The organism is Pseudomonas sp. FBCC-B1565 (genome assembly GCF_059133265.1).
The window spans coordinates 1135484-1149018 of the sequence record NZ_CP101438.1 but is presented as its reverse complement, the minus strand read 5'-3'; the positions used below and the strand labels follow the sequence as shown (position 1 = coordinate 1149018).

Sequence of the window (13535 nt, the reverse complement as noted above, 5' to 3'; positions counted from 1 at the left end):
CGATCGTGCGATCAGAAGCGGGTGAAATCCGATTCGTCCGGGGCACTGGCCATGGTGTAGGCGAACGCCTTGCGCGGCGGCGTTGGTTTGGTGCGCGGCGGTTGACGGTTGGGCGTGCTGCCGGGGCTGTCCACGCCGGTGCTTTGCACCGCAGCCTTGGACGCTGAATCCAGCACGAAGAAACTCATGGCCTGTTGCAGTTGCTCGGCCTGGCTGCTCATTTCTTCGGCCGTGGCCGCCAGTTCCTCACTGCTCGAGGCGTTTTGCTGGGTCACTTGGTTGAGCTGGGTCATCGCCGTGTTGATCTGCGCTACGCCGGCGGCCTGTTCTTCGGACGCCGCGCTGATTTCCTGCACCAGGTCGGACGTCTTGTTGATGGAAGGCACCATTTCGTCGAGCAACTTGCCGGCTTTCTCGGCCATCTCCACGCTGCTGGAAGACAGTTCGCCGATTTCCTGGGCGGCGACCTGGCTGCGTTCGGCCAGCTTGCGCACTTCGGCGGCCACCACGGCGAAACCCTTGCCGTGCTCGCCGGCCCGAGCGGCCTCGATGGCGGCATTGAGCGCGAGCAGATTGGTCTGGTAGGCGATGTCATCGATGATGCTGATGCGCTGGGCGATTTTCTTCATCGCCACCACCGTCTGCTGTACCGATTCGCCGCCCTCGGTGGCTTCCTTGGCCGCTTTGCTGGCCATGCCATCCGTGACCTTGGCGTTTTCGGTGTTTTGATTGATGCTGGCGCTCATCTGCTCGACCGACGCACTGGTTTCCTCGACACTGGCTGCCTGTTCACTGGTGGCCTGGCTCATCGATTGCGCGGTGGCGCTGACTTGTTCGGAGGCGCTGGCGAGGTTATCGGAGGCGTTACGCACTTCGCCGATGATATGGGCCAGCTTGCCGACCATGTTGCGCATGGCGTTGAGCACCATGCCGGTTTCATCTTTGCCACCTGGCTCGATGTGCGCATTAAGGTTGCCTTCGGCCAATTGCTCGGCGGCGCTCGCCGCCTGGCGCAACGGCCGGGAAATGATCCGCGCGATGAATATCGCCAGGCCCAGACCGATCAGCAGGGATGCGGCCAGTACCGCGATGATCGACACGCGTGAGCTTTCATACAGCGCCGAGCCCTTGTCACCCGCGGCAGTGGCGCCGGCGTCATTGAGCTCGACCATTTTCTGCAGGCGGTTGGTCACCTCATCGAAATGCCCTTTGGATTCACCCCGGAGCAAACTGCGCGCCTGGGCTTCCTGGTTCTGACGGGAAAACTCCAGGACCTGCTTGCTGCTCGCAATGTAGGCGTCCCATGCGCTTTTCACGCTGAGCAGGAGTTGGCGATCTTCATCGTTCGACAGCAATTGCTCGTAGGTCTGCATGCGGGTTTCGAACTCCTGGCGCGCTTCGGTGGCTTCGCGTTCGGCCTGGGCCTTTTCTTCGGGAATCTCGGTACCGATGTGGCGGTTTTCTTTCAAGCGATAGTTGGCGGCAAAAAAACGCATGCCTGCGGCTGCACGCATGGAGGGCATCCAGTTGCCCTTGATGTCCTGGGCGGCCTGGTTGACGGCACCGAGCTGAAGGATAGCGAAGGCGCCCATGGCCCCGGTGAGGGCCAGGACCACCAGGAACGAGCTGATCAGCTTGGTGGAAATTTTAAGATCGTAGAACCATTTCATCGGGGAACCTCCATGGAATTGCAAAGACGTCAGCGGGCGACGAGCGGTGGCGACTGAGGCGCCTGGGCCGTGCGGGCTTCCAGTTGTACGATTTGATTGAGTAGCGCCGGCACATCCAGAATCAAGGCCACTGCGCCGCTGCCCAGAATGGTCGAGCCACTGATACCCCGCAGCGCGCCGAACAGCTTGCCCAGGGGCTTGATCACGGTCTGGAACTCGCCGTGCAGGTCATCGACCACCAGCCCGGCCTTGTGCTCGGCATAGCGCACCACCACCACGTTCTGACGGCGAGCGGCCGGGCCTTCGTGGCTGAAGTGGTCGCGCAAGTCCACCAGGGGCAGCACCTCGCCACGCAGGTCCAGATAGCCCTGATCGCGGCTCGACTGGCGCTGGCGTTCATCCAGCTCGACGCATTCCTGGACCATGTCCAGCGGAATCACGTAGGTGGATTGGTCGACGCCGACCAGGAAGCCATTGATGATCGCCAGGGTCAGCGGCAAGCGAATACGTACCACCGTGCCCTGGCCTGGGCGGCTGTCGAGGTCCACGGTGCCGCGCAACAGCGTGATATTGCGCTTGACCACGTCCATGCCGACGCCACGCCCGGACAGGTTGGTGACGGCCTCGGCGGTAGAGAAGCCCGCCTCGAAGATCAGGTTGTAGACCTCCTGGTCGGAGAGCACCGCGCCGCTGGCCACCAGCCCGCGTTCCTGGGCTTTTTCCAGAATGCGGTCGCGGTTGAGCCCGGCGCCGTCATCGGCGATTTCGATGACGATGCTTCCGGAGTCGTGGTAGGCATTCAGGCTCAGATGGCCCTTGCTCGACTTGCCCGCCGCACGTCGCGCATCGGCGCTTTCGATACCGTGGTCCATGGCGTTGCGCAGCAGGTGCATCAGCGGGTCGCCGATCTTCTCGACCACGGTCTTGTCCAGCTCGGTCTCCGCGCCGCTGATGATCAGCTCGATGTCCTTGCCCAGTTCCTGGCTGACATCGCGCACCACGCGACGGAAGCGGTTGAACGTGTCGCCGATGGGGATCATGCGCAGGTGCAGGGCACCATCGAGAATCTCTTCCACCAGCCCCGACACTGTCGAGGTGGCCTCTTGCAGCGGGTCGTTGTTACAGGAGCGCGCCAACAGGCTTGCGCCGGCGCTGGCGATCACCAATTCACCGACCAGGTTGATCAACTCATCGAGCTTGTCGGCGTTGACCCGAACATAACTGCCGTCGCGGGTTTTCGCCTCGCTGTTCGCCGGCTGGCGCTGGGGCGACGCGGGGGCCAGGCCTGGCTCGGCTTGCGCGATCAGGTCACTGCCGATGGCGACGCTGCTTGCGGGCGTTTCGTCGACGGCGCGGATGTGCACGTCACAGTCGTCGCGCACGAAGTCGAACACTTCGTTGAGCGTGGCATGGCTGGCCGTCGAACGCAGGTCGATCTCAAAGCCCAGGTAGCAGCTTTCCGGGTCCCAGTGCTCCAGGGCGGGGATGCTGTCGGTCAGGGTGGTGACCTGCACCATTTGCCCCAGCGTATCGAGGTAGCGCAGGAACGACAGCGGGTCCATGCCATTACGGAACACGTCCACGCCGAAACGCAGAGAAATATGCCAAAGCACGTCGGCCCCCGTGTCGTCGTGCACCGCAGCGGGTACGACGTCGGCGGTGGCGGTGCGCAGCGGCTGGTAGTCGCTCAGCGCCTCGCGCAAGGTCTCACCGCGCTCCAGCGTGGCCGGGGTCGGCGTCTCACCGCGACTGGCGACCACGTCGATCAGTTCAAGCATGTGGTCGCCGCACTTGAGCAGCAGCGCGATCAACGCCGCGTCCACCGCCACACTGCCATCGCGCAGGCGATCGAGAACGTCTTCGACGATATGCGTGAACCCCACGATCGACGCGAGGCCGAACAGTCCGGCGGATCCCTTGATAGTATGCGCGGCGCGGAAAATCGCGCCGATGGCATCCTGGTCGCCGGGGTCGCTTTCCAACTGCAGCAGGGATTGCTCCATGGCCTGCAGTAGCTCGCGCGCCTCGACGATGAAGGTCTGCAGTGCCTGATCGAGATTGATGCTCACCTGGACTTTCCTTGTCGATCAATGAACGGGACAGTGCCGCTTAAAGAGCGGCGCTGCGACACAGTTGGAGCGCCTGCATGACTGCCTGGCTCTGGCCGGTGACACTCAAGGCGGTGCCGGCAATGCCGGCTTCACGCTGGATGACGGCCAGCAACTGCAGGCCGGCACCGTCCATTTCCGTCACCTGGGACAGGTCCAGTTCCAGGCGCGGCGCCGCGCCCATCTGCGGCCACAACGCGCCCGCCAGTTCAGCGACGGTGTAGATCGTGAGTTCGCCGTCGATGCCCACATGGGTAGTGTCGTCGATTGTTTCGTGAGTGATCGGCATGTTGGCCTCCCTGGCGCCGGGTGTCAGGGCAGGATCAATTTGGAGACCGCCGCCAGCATCTGCGCCGGCTGGAATGGCTTGACCACCCATGCCTTGGCGCCCGCAGCCTGGCCTTCGGCCTTCTTCGATTCCTGAGACTCGGTGGTCAGCATGATGATCGGGGTGAACTTGTAGTTGGCCAGCTTCTTCACCTCCTTGACGAAGGTGATGCCATCCATGTTGGGCATGTTCACGTCGCTGATGATCAGGTGCACTTTTTGCCCGGTCAGCTTGTTCAGGGCGTCCTTGCCGTCGCTGGCCTCGATCACGTCGTAACCGGCGCTTTTCAAGGCGATGCCGACCACTTGGCGCACGCTGCTGGAGTCGTCGACCACTAATACATTCTTCGCCATGATGTGCTCCTAAAAGAAAGTGATGTCTTGGGAATTCGACTGCACTGCCGCCTCGCCACGATGGAGGCGTCGTTGCTCGTCAGTGGCATAGGTGGTTTCCATGCGCGCCAGCCATTGGCGGGCGTCGATGGCCAGCGGCTGGTCCGGGGTCTGGTTGGCCTGTTGCAGATGGTCATGCAGGGCGTGCATGTTGTCGCGCACATGACTGAGGATCTGGCTGACCCGGTCCTGGAATTGCAGGTTGACCAACACCTCGGTCATCTCATCGCGGATGCCGTAGCTTTCCTGTTTGAGCAGGTCGGCGGATTCGGCCAGACGCCCAGTGATGTTCTGGAAGCGTGTGAGCACCATTTGAATACTGTTTTCGGACTCGGCCACCGAATGGCTGTCCTGGTCGGCACTGCTGGACGCGGCCTGCACCAATTGAGTAATGGCGTTATTGATGATGTCGACCTTGGCCGACATCTGCTGGCCCGTTTCACTGGATTTGCTCGACAGGCTGCGCACCGCATCGGCCACCACCGCGAAGCCGCGACCGGCCTCACCGGCGCGCGCCGCTTCGATGGCCGCGTTGAGGGCCAGCAGGTTGGTTTGTGCGGCAATCGCTGCCACATCAGCGGCCATGGTACGCAGTTCGCCCGTATAGGCGGTCAAGCTGCGCACCTGCGCCAGGGTCTGGTCACGGCTGGTTTGCGTGGCCTTGAGCGAATTGATCACCTGGCTCAACTCGCTGTCACTGCGTGCCAGCACCTCAAGCGCGCCGTCAGCGGCCTGCCCGTCCAGCTCGCCGGCCGCGTGCTGCGACGCTTGTACCGTTTCCTCCAAGCGGGTGGCGATCCCGGTGAAACGGTTCACCAGGCTCACAATCGCTTCCTCGGTCTGATGGCGCGAGCTTTCCACCTGCTTGGCCCAGATGGGCATGGCGCCCAGCAATACCTCATCGAGCTGTGCACGCGAGGCCAAGCCGTTATGCGCGTACACACTCGATTGGTCCGCCTGCGCCTGAGCAATCGCTCGCTGCAGTGCGTTGCGCTGTGAAGCCGCGCTCCAGGCACAGGCACCGAGGCCGATCATCACCAGTACCGTGCAGGCCAGCAGATTGGCCGGCGAAGTGGATTGCACGAGTATCCACACAACGGCCGGCACGACCGGAATCAAGGCGAACCAACGGAAACGAGGATAAACGGGAAGGTGCGTGCGGCTGGATGGGCGCTGGGGCATGAGTTCGATCCTTGAACAGTGTTGCGGATGTAAACGACATAGAGTTTATCCGCCCCTAGCGGCTCAACTTTAGGTCTGTTGAGTGCCTTCCGTCTGGTTTATGACCGGTGTGTGACTGAGCACGGAGTTAAGTGTAGGTGACGCCAGCTGACACGCTCAGGCTGCTTGCAGGATCGTACAAGCGCCCTCGATCCCTCGTTCGCTAACCTGACGACTCTTATCCAGCAGAGTCTCCGACATGTCTCAGTCACAGCCCCCGACACACCCCATAAATCTCATCCAAAAAGCTGACCTGATCGACCAACCATGGAGCCCACGCGTCGTTGCGGAGATGAACGACTACCAGTTCAAAGTCGTGCGCATCGAAGGCGAGTTCATCTGGCACTCCCACCCGGAAACCGACGAGGCCTTTCTGGTACTCGACGGTACCCTGCGTATCGACCTTGCAGACGGCCCGGTCTATGTCGCACCGGGCGAGCTGTACGTGGTCCCTCGGGGCGTAGCGCACCGCACAGCCGCCGAAGGCGAGGCCAAGCTGATGATGATCGAGCCACGGGGCATCTTGAATACCGGGCATGAAGGTGGGGAGCTTACGGCTGTGAATGACCAGTGGATCTGAGGCTGGCGTCGCCTGCTCGCTCATACCGTTATGAGACACTCACTCCACTTACCGTGTCAGCCTTGAACAGGTCAAGACGCGGCCGCCCCAGACGAGCGGCCGGGAGGGTTATTTCAGCAAGGCAATCAGCGTGCAGACCACCGTGATCGCCAGCGCCGGCCATTGCATCGGCATGAAAAAGAAGTGGTGGCGCACGCCATCGGCGTGCGGTTGTCGGTTCAGTACAAAGCCCAGCACAGTGTTGATCGCTGACCCCGTCCCAAAGCCGAGCAACACCTGCATCAGCGATGTGTTGCCGGGTTTGACGCTGGGGTCGGGCCACAGCCACATTAATAGCAGCACCATCGCCACCGGTGTAAACAACGTCAGCCAGCCTGCGCCGCGATAGATCATCGATTAATCCTCACAACTTGCGAGTCTGTGGGGGCCTGGGTGGGAAGTGAGTGCATGCGTTTTTCCGTCCTTGTAATGGGTCAAGCCTTGCACCGCCCCCGTCTGGTGGCCGAGTGCATTTGGCACGGCGAGTTGGAACATGGCTAATTAATATTGTTCCTTGGGCAAATGACTTCACAGGGGCGTGAGCCTGGCAGTTCGCGGTATTGGGGTCTTTTTTTTCCTGCGTAGAACAGTGATCATCGCCCTCCCCCAAGCCCTAGGAACCAAGACCATGGAGTTGACGCTGGAAGCTGTTGCGCTTTTTGCACTCAAGCTGGTGCACGAGACGGACGGCGGCAGCCCGGTCTTGCGGGACGATCCGGTGATGGATGGGTATGAGCGGGAGGTATTCGGGCTGCTGGTGCGGCAGGGAGACTTGGCGGCCATTCAATCCAAAGTCGCGGAATGTGTGGATCAAGCGCTTGAAGCACTGGGCGGGGCCGATACGGTGATGGGGCGCGAGTTGCAGCGCTTGGCGCTGGGCGTGCGCCAGGCGTCGACATTGGATGAACTCAATGCCCCGCTCAACGCACTCAAGGATTACCTGAAAGCCATTCTGTAACGCGCGGTTCAGCGCCGCCCTTCCACCGCCATCCGCACCGCCAGCCCCATCAACACCGAGCCCATCAACCAGCGCTGCACCACCTGCCAACCCGGCCGGGTAACGAAAAACACCGCAATGGACCCCGCCAGGGTGGCAATCACCGCGTTGACACTCACGCTGATAAAAATCTGCGTAAAGCCCAGCACCAACGATTGCGTCAGCACGCTGCCATGGCCGTTCGGGTCGATGAACTGCGGCAGCAGCGACAAATACATCACCGCTACCTTGGGGTTGAGCAGGTTGGTCACCAGGCCCATGGTGAACAGCTTGCGCGGGCTGTCCTTGGGCAAGTCCCGCACCTGGAACGGCGAACGCCCACCCGGCCGGATCGCCTGCCAGGCCATGTACGCCAGGTACAGCGCGCCGCCGAAACGCAGCGCGTCATAGGCAAACGGCACCGCCATGACCAAGGCCGTGATCCCCAAAGCCGCGCACAGCATATAAACCAGAAACCCCAACGCCACGCCGCCGAGGGAAATCAACCCGGCCGTGCGACCCTGGCAGATCGAACGGGAGATAAGGTAAATCATGTTCGGACCGGGCGTGAGCACCATGCCGAGTGAAATCAGCGCATAGGCCAACCAGCTTGACAGTTCGGGCATTATTGGGCTCCTGGGGTGTTATTTTGTCGACGTGAAACATTTGGCCAAGGTTGTCGGCTTGGCCCCCATGGTAGGGCGTTCAAAATGCGCGCGTTAGATACAGATCCGCGAGCAAAACGGCATACACCCAAGAGGCAGGACATGATCGACTTCAACAACAAAGGCTTCTTCAAGCTCAAGCAAAACAACGAATACGCCGAACGCGTCGCCACCCTGCTGCTGGACGGAGAAGAAGTGGTCGACGCCTACAAGGCCATGCGCGACGGTGTGGTGTTTACCACCAAGCGGATTATTGCGGTGAACGTGCAAGGGATTACCGGCAGCAAGAAAGACTTCACGTCGCTGCCATATAAAAACATCGTGGCGTATTCGGTGGAGACGTCCGGGACGTTTGACCTGGATTCGGAGTTGGAGATTTATTTTTCGTCGCTGGGCAAAGTGAAATTCGAATTTACCGGCAAGACCTCGATTGTGGAAATCTCGCGGTTGATTTCCAAGCACCTGCTGGCCTGATCGGCAGGCAATTGATTTAGACGGCGGTCCCCCAATCAAAATGTGGGAGGGGGCTTGCCCCCGATAGGGCCCCCTCCCACACCATCAAACCACAGCCCTACACACCAACGCCTTCCCCTTCCTCCACCGCCCCATTCGGCAACATCCCATTCGCCAAATCATCCACCACTGCCTTGGCCATCTCCCCCAAATAATGCGCCGCCCAGGCATAGCGATCTGCACTGGAATCCATGGCTGCATCCAACGCCAGCAACTTGGAACAGTGCAACAACTCGGAGGCATGCTCCAGGGCATCACGGATGGGCACGCCGGAATTGACGCGGAATAGACGGTGGAGGTTCGGCTGCTTGCCGCAGGTGGAGAAGGTGATGATGCCGAGGGTGTTGTTGAGGGGTGGGTTGATCATTGGGCACCTCCAGAGTGGTTGGAGATGCTTACGATGGTATTGCGTGGGTACGACCTGTCAGAAACGCTCATTGGCTTAACTCCTAATGTAGATAAGAGCCGCCACGTTCGTTTCCAGGCGAATGGGTGGCAGCTATGCGCAGGCTGGAAAACCGGGACAATAGGAACCCGGCAGACCCGAAGGTCTCCCGCGCACAGCCGCCATAACACGAATATGCTGGCACAAAAACACCAGCAATCGTGATAAATAGTGGCGCCTGTGCGCTATTGTTCCACGGGTTTCCAGGCCCGATCGCCGAAAGTCGACGACACGCCAAAAGTAGCCTAAAGACTGATTAGCGGAAAATCGGCTTTGTGGCTAAACGTGTCTGATGAAGCAGAAAAAATCAACTGAAATCAAAAGCCAATAACTTTTTATTAAACAATATAAAAGCAGTCGACGAGACCAGCACACATATGAAACCTGAGCAAAAGACATTAAATTTAGATTCATTTTACTCGGACATACTAAAAGAGGACGAATTAGGAGCAACCATCCGCACGCACATTTATATAGAGTCAGCTCTTGAGCAGCTGATTGAAATATTAGTTTCAGATTATGAGCACATCAAAAAGATGCAGCTCGACTTCTCTCAAAAGGTAAACCTAGCAGTTGCGGTAGGGATGCCAAAAGATTTCGCCCCAGCACTTTTAGCAGTCGGGACGATTCGAAATAAATTTGCGCACAGGATTGACACAAAAATTGACAAGGAGAAAACAAACAACCTTTACAAACAGCTTTCACCCGACCAGAGAAGTGCGATACATGCATCATTCAAAAACACGCTAAAAAAAAACACCACTAGATCAAGCGAGGAATCTTTCCGACATCACACCTAAAGAGCAATTTGCAATTTTATCTGTAGCATTATTAATGCAAATCCTCACCCTGATACAGGCACACGATAGATAAAAAAGCTGAATTGATTGGAACCACACAGTACTTTTATTAAAAGCGTGATCTTAGCGAGAACTGCACCGTTCGTATGAAATTTACAGCATCAACTCATAAGGCCCCAGCACCTTACTAGTCTGCACCAACCCCTGCCGCATCAACATCTCAAGATAACTCCCCGCCTCCATCGGAGGCCGCTTCAACGCCCGCCTCTGCTTCTGCGCCGCTCCCAGCACCGCCGCCTGATCCAGATCCCAAAGATCCGAAATAAAGTCATCTGGATGCATCGGTTCAATATCATAAGCAGACAGAATGTGCGCCGGGAAATCTTTCAAATTGAACGTCACGATAACCTCAGCTTTGCTCCGAATTGCCGCCGCCAGCACGTGACGATCATCTGGATCGGGCAGATCCAGACTCGAGCACAGATCCTCATATCCCGTCACCAAAGCGTCAGGTATAGCCTTGTCCATCAGCGCTGACGTGCAATTCACTTGCTCCGCCGTCAGATCGGGCCGGTTCTTGAGTACGTTGCGCTTCCACTCCTCATGAATCTGGCGGGTCCATCTCGCTCGATACAGCCCTGACAAGCCAAGCCACATCAGTAAATCCCGAAGCGCTGCCGGGTAAAGAACACAAGCATCGTATACAGCAGTAAAAGGCGAACACCTCATCCGTCATACCCCATTCCCAACTCCTGTGCCTGTTGTGCCAACGCTTCCATCGCCTCCTGACTTTCCTCATCCCTCCGCTGCTTGAACGCCATCAAGTCCGAAAAACGGATGCGTCGATGCCGACCGGTTTTTGTAAAGGGAATAGCGCCCTCCTCCAGCATCTTGACCAAGTGCGGCCGTGAAACGTTAAGCAGGTCAGCCGCTTCCTGCGATGTCAATTCAGCGTGCACCGGGACTACCTTGACCGCATTGCCGATCGCTAACTCGCCCAAAATATCGACCAGCAAGCGCAGTGCTGAGGTGGGGAGTACGAGGCTGTGAGGCTTGTCTTCTTTGTCGAAGATGTCGATGCGCTGGGTTTCAAATTTGGTCGACAGCAGCGAGGCCAGCTCACGCTGGCCTTGTACGGCAGCTTCGACTTCCTTTTCCAGAGGAGGAATGGTTTTAGGGAGGTGATTGGCCATCATGATGCAATTCCTGTGTTTCAAAATTCAGGTGAGACCAAACCTAAACGAAACAAACGAAAATCGCAATATTCGAAACACCAACATCGGGCGCTACCGAATCGGCTCCTACTTCCGCTTGGTAAGCTCATCACCTCCTTCGCAGAAGCCTACGATACCAACCCATCCCACCCGTCACTGCCCCGACAACAACCACCCCATTCCCCACCAGCCAAAGCCCAAAATTCCGACTCTGCTCCGCATCCCCCTCATAAAACGGTCCAAAATACGCCGATAGCACCACTACCACCCCGTTAAACACCCCAAGTGCCACCGCAACCACCAGCACAACAAACACCACCCCCTTAACCACTTTCAGGCAACCTTCCAAAACCATATCTCCCTGGACTCGTGATAATCCGAGAACGTCCCTTCAATCGAAAATCCCAGCTGAATACGCGGATAGCTCAACCAGTCCGTCAACCGCCGCCCGTTCCATAGGTCGATGTGATCACCACTGCGATTACCAAACGTTTCGTTTCCCCGGCGCCAAAAGTCTTTGAAGAAGATAATGCCTTGATGCCCAGCCAGCTCATCTTCGAAGCTTTCGGGTTTTATCTTCTTCACGCTTCGTAAACCGGGAATGATGGCGCGGCTTAAAGCGTTGGCCATTTCCTCTGCGGCCAGTATGTGCCCCTCGCTTTTGGGATGCTGCCAACAATAGCGCACGCTGCTTAATCTGCTCAGGTCAACGCCAGATCTACGCAGCGCCACGCCAAGATTGATCGCGCATTGATCACTGAAATTCTTGGCGCCGTTGGTTCTGCATGGCGCCGCGTCGCCGAAGATTTCCGGGTGGTTTTTCCATAGGGTATGGAATGTCAGCATTCTGCTTTCCATGCATATTTTTTCCGCGACCGTAGCAAACACGGTGCGGATAAAGAGAACGCCAGAGCGAATCCAGAACGGTCCTACGCGAGACATAGGCTTGGCTTGCAGGACAATACGCACGAGCCTGTCGCGTGTGGATCAAGGCGCTCAAACGCTCGCCTTCTAGAGCGCTGACAACCTGTTGCCTTTTCCCACGCCAGCCATCGAACAAAGCCAATACCTCCCATCGCTCCCCCCTCATAGGCTCACCTCCTCGCACAAGGAAGTGAGCCCGTCATGCCAGAACGCTTTTACCCACCCACCGAAGAAGAGTTACGCAAACGACGCATCCTGACGCCGCAGCCATCGCGCGTGCCGTATTCGCCTTCGGTTGATTTTTTCGAGCCATCCCCTGCCCCCACGCGAGCCAGACCTCCCGGCTGCGTCTTCATGAAGCCTTGCCAACTGCCTGACGGCATCACTCATTACCTCAACCCGGCCGGGTATGTGCCGTTGGAGCTGATCAGGGAGTACGGCCACTTAAGCCTGCTGGGTGGGCGTGAGGTGGATAGCAGGGGCGCGGTTGCCTTGCGCAAGATCGGCGGCAGCACATTGCCCGCTGGCTTGGGCCAGTTGGCGTTGCGGTCGGCGGTTTGGGAGTCGGCGGCGACTGCCGTTGGATCGGTCGCCGGGGGCCTGCTGACGGGTTTGGTGGCGCTGGCCTGGCCGTCAGAGCTGGGTGATAGCGCGCTCTACAGCGAGGAGCAGTTGCGCTCAATGCAACGGGCGCGGTCGCAGATGCGGTTGCATATCGAGCAACGCGAGGACGGCACGCTCAAGGGGTATGGGTTCTACACGGGCAACCATGCCGATTGGCAGATGATTGATGTGGTGCAGTTTCAACAGCGTAACGATCAGTTTGTGGCGGATTTGGGTGAGGGTGTGGAGCTGATCTGGACGCCCGCCGTTGATCCCAGTGACACGCTGGGGATTCCGGCCTTGGAGGCTGCGCCGCAAGCGCCGGTGATCTGGATTTATCCGCCGACGGAGAAAGCGGCGCAGATTCTGGTGAACCCGGTTTATCCGCCGGAGTACCGGGATTTTATTCTGGTGTTCCCGGTGGAGTCGGGGGTTCGGCCGCTGTATGTGGTGCTTAACAAGCCAAGGAAAGGGCTCAGAAACCCAGACCATGACTACTTCCCAGCCCCCAAAGCCGAAGATATAACAGGCTTCCCTGGTCTGATTCCGCAAAGGCCTGTGACGCCAAGAAGAGGTGGCGTTGGCTTACGTGAACGTTGGATAGACGCAAAAGGAAGAAAAATATTTGAATGGGATTCCAAGAAAGCCGAGCTGGAAGTCTATCGAAACAGTGACTTGGAACACCTCGGTGCATTTGATCCTTATACCGCCGAGCGTCGAGGACCGGCGGATCCGAAACGTCGAATTTATAGATAAAGAGGATTTTGAAATGGTGATGAAAATCAGACTGCGATGGTACGAAAAGCACAGCAATGACTTGAAAGCGGATGAATACTCAGCGGATATCGCAGACCCAGACAGTATTTTTGAAGCATTGGGCTTAAGCGAAGAGACCGCGATATATGCCGACGTATTCAACGTCCAACCCAATTGGATAACGCTAATTCAGCCGTACTTCCAGCACGTGATCCAACCCAACCACCTCGACTACCAAATCTCCTTCCGCTACCAAGGCGCCTGGCCACCGCCTCCAAAACAGTCCAAAAAGGCGTCGTGA

At 58.2% G+C, this 13535-nt stretch carries 17 protein-coding genes; 6 read left to right on the top strand and 11 right to left on the bottom strand.

Annotation, left to right across the window (positions count from 1 at the left end; translation table 11 throughout):
* Nucleotides 1–11: 11 nt before the first annotated feature.
* From NL123_RS05460 to NL123_RS05440, 5 genes are read right to left on the bottom strand one after another with little or no spacing between them, the layout of a single operon-like run.
* Complete coding sequence (locus tag NL123_RS05460) at nucleotides 12–1670, bottom strand: methyl-accepting chemotaxis protein (protein WP_494357372.1); 1659 nt, start codon at nucleotides 1668–1670, stop codon at nucleotides 12–14.
* A gap of 29 nt (nucleotides 1671–1699) precedes the next feature.
* Nucleotides 1700–3739 carry a chemotaxis protein CheA gene (locus tag NL123_RS05455; RefSeq protein WP_248484223.1) on the bottom strand — a complete coding sequence of 680 codons (2040 nt, stop codon included), beginning with the start codon at nucleotides 3737–3739 and terminating at the stop codon, nucleotides 1700–1702.
* Nucleotides 3740–3779: 40 nt separating this feature from the next.
* Nucleotides 3780–4067, bottom strand: a complete 288-nt coding sequence (locus tag NL123_RS05450) for an STAS domain-containing protein (RefSeq protein WP_248484225.1) — start codon at nucleotides 4065–4067, stop codon at nucleotides 3780–3782.
* Between the two features lie 23 nt (nucleotides 4068–4090).
* On the bottom strand, nucleotides 4091–4459 hold the full coding sequence (locus tag NL123_RS05445) for a response regulator (protein WP_058423391.1): 369 nt from the start codon (nucleotides 4457–4459) through the stop codon (nucleotides 4091–4093).
* Nucleotides 4460–4468: 9 nt separating this feature from the next.
* Nucleotides 4469–5380, bottom strand: a complete 912-nt coding sequence (locus tag NL123_RS05440; protein ID WP_371914395.1) for a methyl-accepting chemotaxis protein — start codon at nucleotides 5378–5380, stop codon at nucleotides 4469–4471.
* Between the two features lie 538 nt (nucleotides 5381–5918).
* Between NL123_RS05440 and NL123_RS05435 the strand changes: the two genes are divergently transcribed.
* Nucleotides 5919–6299: a cupin domain-containing protein gene (locus NL123_RS05435; protein WP_248484230.1), complete on the top strand. Its 381-nt coding sequence runs from the start codon at nucleotides 5919–5921 to the stop codon at nucleotides 6297–6299.
* A gap of 108 nt (nucleotides 6300–6407) precedes the next feature.
* Here NL123_RS05435 and NL123_RS05430 read toward each other — a convergent pair whose 3' ends face one another.
* Nucleotides 6408–6692, bottom strand: a complete 285-nt coding sequence (locus NL123_RS05430) for a hypothetical protein (protein ID WP_494357371.1) — start codon at nucleotides 6690–6692, stop codon at nucleotides 6408–6410.
* A 274-nt stretch (nucleotides 6693–6966) separates the two neighbouring features.
* Between NL123_RS05430 and NL123_RS05425 the strand changes: the two genes are divergently transcribed.
* Nucleotides 6967–7296 (top strand): hypothetical protein, encoded by a 330-nt coding sequence (locus tag NL123_RS05425; protein ID WP_058423396.1) that lies wholly within the window; start codon nucleotides 6967–6969, stop codon nucleotides 7294–7296.
* A gap of 8 nt (nucleotides 7297–7304) precedes the next feature.
* On the opposite strand, the gene NL123_RS05420 is transcribed toward NL123_RS05425, so the two are convergent.
* Complete coding sequence (locus NL123_RS05420) at nucleotides 7305–7940, bottom strand: LysE family translocator (protein WP_058423397.1); 636 nt, start codon at nucleotides 7938–7940, stop codon at nucleotides 7305–7307.
* A gap of 141 nt (nucleotides 7941–8081) precedes the next feature.
* On the opposite strand from NL123_RS05420, the gene NL123_RS05415 reads away from it, so the two are divergent.
* Complete coding sequence (locus NL123_RS05415; protein WP_494357370.1) at nucleotides 8082–8453, top strand: PH domain-containing protein; 372 nt, start codon at nucleotides 8082–8084, stop codon at nucleotides 8451–8453.
* 97 nt (nucleotides 8454–8550) lie between these two features.
* On the opposite strand, the gene NL123_RS05410 is transcribed toward NL123_RS05415, so the two are convergent.
* On the bottom strand, nucleotides 8551–8859 hold the full coding sequence (locus NL123_RS05410; RefSeq protein WP_248484236.1) for a DUF3077 domain-containing protein: 309 nt from the start codon (nucleotides 8857–8859) through the stop codon (nucleotides 8551–8553).
* A 455-nt stretch (nucleotides 8860–9314) separates the two neighbouring features.
* Between NL123_RS05410 and NL123_RS05405 the strand changes: the two genes are divergently transcribed.
* Nucleotides 9315–9737 (top strand): hypothetical protein, encoded by a 423-nt coding sequence (locus NL123_RS05405; protein WP_494357369.1) that lies wholly within the window; start codon nucleotides 9315–9317, stop codon nucleotides 9735–9737.
* Between the two features lie 153 nt (nucleotides 9738–9890).
* Here NL123_RS05405 and NL123_RS05400 read toward each other — a convergent pair whose 3' ends face one another.
* From NL123_RS05400 to NL123_RS05390, 3 genes are all read right to left on the bottom strand, one after another.
* Complete coding sequence (locus tag NL123_RS05400; RefSeq protein ID WP_248484256.1) at nucleotides 9891–10466, bottom strand: PIN domain-containing protein; 576 nt, start codon at nucleotides 10464–10466, stop codon at nucleotides 9891–9893.
* Nucleotides 10463–10933 carry a helix-turn-helix domain-containing protein gene (locus tag NL123_RS05395; protein ID WP_248484258.1) on the bottom strand — a complete coding sequence of 157 codons (471 nt, stop codon included), beginning with the start codon at nucleotides 10931–10933 and terminating at the stop codon, nucleotides 10463–10465. Before NL123_RS05395 ends, NL123_RS05400 begins: the two co-directional genes overlap by 4 nt.
* A gap of 351 nt (nucleotides 10934–11284) precedes the next feature.
* Nucleotides 11285–11920: a type VI secretion system amidase effector protein Tae4 gene (locus NL123_RS05390; RefSeq protein ID WP_494357368.1), complete on the bottom strand. Its 636-nt coding sequence runs from the start codon at nucleotides 11918–11920 to the stop codon at nucleotides 11285–11287.
* 156 nt (nucleotides 11921–12076) lie between these two features.
* Here NL123_RS05390 and NL123_RS05385 point away from each other — a divergent pair, with 156 nt between their 5' ends.
* Nucleotides 12077–13234 (top strand): S-type pyocin domain-containing protein, encoded by a 1158-nt coding sequence (locus NL123_RS05385; protein ID WP_494357367.1) that lies wholly within the window; start codon nucleotides 12077–12079, stop codon nucleotides 13232–13234.
* Between the two features lie 13 nt (nucleotides 13235–13247).
* Nucleotides 13248–13535, top strand: coding sequence for a colicin E3-like toxin immunity protein (locus NL123_RS05380; RefSeq protein ID WP_248484265.1), 288 nt, complete (start codon nucleotides 13248–13250; stop codon nucleotides 13533–13535).

Coding starts and splice junctions, on each gene's coding strand:
- NL123_RS05435 (WP_248484230.1), top strand. CDS start 5,919: ATGTCTCAGTCACAGCCCCCGACACACCCCATAAATCTCATCCAAAAA.
- NL123_RS05445 (WP_058423391.1), bottom strand. CDS start 4,459: ATGGCGAAGAATGTATTAGTGGTCGACGACTCCAGCAGCGTGCGCCAA.
- NL123_RS05405 (WP_494357369.1), top strand. CDS start 9,315: ATGAAACCTGAGCAAAAGACATTAAATTTAGATTCATTTTACTCGGAC.
- NL123_RS05400 (WP_248484256.1), bottom strand. CDS start 10,466: ATGAGGTGTTCGCCTTTTACTGCTGTATACGATGCTTGTGTTCTTTAC.
- NL123_RS05420 (WP_058423397.1), bottom strand. CDS start 7,940: ATGCCCGAACTGTCAAGCTGGTTGGCCTATGCGCTGATTTCACTCGGC.
- NL123_RS05450 (WP_248484225.1), bottom strand. CDS start 4,067: ATGCCGATCACTCACGAAACAATCGACGACACTACCCATGTGGGCATC.
- NL123_RS05440 (WP_371914395.1), bottom strand. CDS start 5,380: ATGCCCATCTGGGCCAAGCAGGTGGAAAGCTCGCGCCATCAGACCGAG.
- NL123_RS05430 (WP_494357371.1), bottom strand. CDS start 6,692: ATGATCTATCGCGGCGCAGGCTGGCTGACGTTGTTTACACCGGTGGCG.
- NL123_RS05410 (WP_248484236.1), bottom strand. CDS start 8,859: ATGATCAACCCACCCCTCAACAACACCCTCGGCATCATCACCTTCTCC.
- NL123_RS05425 (WP_058423396.1), top strand. CDS start 6,967: ATGGAGTTGACGCTGGAAGCTGTTGCGCTTTTTGCACTCAAGCTGGTG.
- NL123_RS05385 (WP_494357367.1), top strand. CDS start 12,077: ATGCCAGAACGCTTTTACCCACCCACCGAAGAAGAGTTACGCAAACGA.
- NL123_RS05380 (WP_248484265.1), top strand. CDS start 13,248: ATGGTGATGAAAATCAGACTGCGATGGTACGAAAAGCACAGCAATGAC.
- NL123_RS05395 (WP_248484258.1), bottom strand. CDS start 10,933: ATGATGGCCAATCACCTCCCTAAAACCATTCCTCCTCTGGAAAAGGAA.
- NL123_RS05460 (WP_494357372.1), bottom strand. CDS start 1,670: ATGAAATGGTTCTACGATCTTAAAATTTCCACCAAGCTGATCAGCTCG.
- NL123_RS05415 (WP_494357370.1), top strand. CDS start 8,082: ATGATCGACTTCAACAACAAAGGCTTCTTCAAGCTCAAGCAAAACAAC.